Source organism: Mesorhizobium sp. M7A.F.Ca.CA.004.06.1.1, assembly GCF_003999135.1.
Classification (GTDB): Bacteria; Pseudomonadota; Alphaproteobacteria; order Rhizobiales; family Rhizobiaceae; genus Mesorhizobium.
Genome location: NZ_RZPQ01000966.1, coordinates 1 through 1,834, shown reverse-complemented (window position 1 = coordinate 1,834; position 1,834 = coordinate 1). Strand labels below are relative to the sequence as shown.

2 protein-coding genes and 1 pseudogene are annotated in these 1,834 nt (G+C 62.1%); 1 reads left to right on the top strand and 2 read right to left on the bottom strand.

Going from position 1 to position 1,834, the window contains the following annotated elements:
* Positions 1 to 91 precede the first annotated feature (91 nt).
* Positions 92 to 958, top strand: coding sequence for a LysR substrate-binding domain-containing protein (locus tag EN906_RS32745; RefSeq protein WP_127272768.1), 867 nt, complete (start codon positions 92 to 94; stop codon positions 956 to 958).
* Here EN906_RS32745 and EN906_RS32740 read toward each other — a convergent pair.
* Positions 953 to 1,445 (bottom strand): annotated as a pseudogene (locus EN906_RS32740) (hypothetical protein). The gene EN906_RS32745 and the pseudogene EN906_RS32740 sit on opposite strands and share 6 nt — an antisense overlap.
* Before the next feature lie 26 nt (positions 1,446 to 1,471).
* Positions 1,472 to 1,834, bottom strand: a 363-nt coding sequence (locus EN906_RS32735; RefSeq protein ID WP_164777553.1) for an antibiotic biosynthesis monooxygenase family protein, incomplete at its 5' end; no start/stop codon positions are given.

Below are 1,834 nucleotides of genomic sequence, written 5' to 3'. Positions count from 1 at the left end.
GTTCCCGACCTTGCTGGCTCGGAACCGGGGATATCGGGAAGGCGGGCCATAAGGAATCGAATAAGCTCAATGAGTTTGATAACATTCCACTATGAGTATCCCGAATCTCGATCCGGACCTTCTGCGGGCCTTTGTCGTCGTTGCCGAGCGACTCTCGTTCACGCGAGCCGCCGAGCAGCTCAATAGAACGCAGGCGGCCGTCAGCTTGCAGGTGAAACGTCTTGAGGAGCGCATCGAGACCATCTTGTTCCGGCGCTCGACAGCCCGCGTTGAACTCACCGCCGCCGGGGAGGGCTTTCTGATCGATGCCCGCCGCATACTTGCTCTCAATGAGCAGGCGATTGCGCGTGTTTCCGGTCAGCAGGTGGCCGGACAGGTTCGAATCGGGGTCATGGAAGATTATGGCACCAAGATCCTGCCGCGCCTCCTTTCTGGCATCGCCGAGCGATTTCCGTTGGTGCAGGTCGAAATGGAGATTGGTCTTACCGCCCGGCTCCTGAAACGGCTTGGGTCCTCGTTCGACGCCGTCATCGCCATGCACCCGGAAGGTACGACCGAGGGAGATTTGATATGCCGCGAAAGGGCGATTTGGGCAGCGGCGGCGACGCGAGCCGTCGAGGAACTCGATCCGCTGCCCGTCGCTCTGTCGAGCCCCGATTGCCTGTTTCGTTCCTGGGCAATTGAGGCGCTCAACAAGGCAGGCCGGCCATGGCGATTGGCCTATGTCAGCCCGAGCCTCTCAGCCACGGAGGCAATTGTTGAACAGGGCCTGGCGGTCACCGTGGTCAAAGGCAGCATGCTTGCGCCTGGCCTGCGCGGCGTCCATCCAGGCCGCCATGTGCCGCCGCTGCCCGGGGCGGAGATTCGTCTTCACCGGGCGGAGACCTCTTCCGCCAACGCTTTACTGGTCGTCGATCACCTTGCCCATCGCCTCCGGCTGTCGGCGCTTGGCTCATAGAGGTGATGCTTTGACGGGCCGAGCGGGCCGACGGCGGAGCCGGCCCTTCATTTTGAACCCGTCGCGCATGTTGAGGCCGAGTAGCGTGATGTTCGTCGCGCCGGCGGCCAATTCGAGCGCCTGCACGGCGTAGAAGCTGGTGTCGAACTCGCTGGCTCTCGCCTTGGATGCGAGGAAGAGTGCGGAGGGGATGAGAACCAGGAGACCATTGGCGGCTATCCATGGCATGCGCTTGATCTTCCCATGGCATGCGCTTGATCTTCGCGCCGATCAGCCCGGCCTGCCGGCCCTTGGCCGCCGCAAAGCCCGAACCTCCCGCCGCCGCCAGCGCTGGAACGAGCAACAGGAAGCTCCACGGTATGGCCATCTTGACGGCGGCTATCGCCACCTGGGAGGCAAACATCTCACTGAGGACCGTCGACAGCCAGAGGCTTGCGATCGTCAGCATCGCGACCGTCCCGGCGACTGGGTGAATGACCTTGCTCATGGCTTTCCCACCATTCTTGCAACCGTTTAAGCCAGGCAGATGCCCGGCACCGCCACCTTTTGGAACAGATGCGGAGAGGCGACGGCCGAGGACGGATAGGCCGAGAGCTTCGCCCTGAACTCGGGATGCGAGAACGCGGCCCGGAAGTCAGCCATCGTTTCCCATATGGCATAATTGAAATAGGCCGGACTTTCGCCGATTGCGCGGTGAAGCTGGGTCGAGATGAAGCCGGGTTGCTGCTTCATGAAGACCGCATCATCCTGCCATGCATGGAGGAAGGTCTGCTCGTCGGCCTTGTCGAGCGTGAAGACGTTGACCAGCACGACGGAGGTAGCATCGATCGCGATCTGGCGGTCGATCGGGAAAGCGGGGTTCAGTGGGCGCATGAG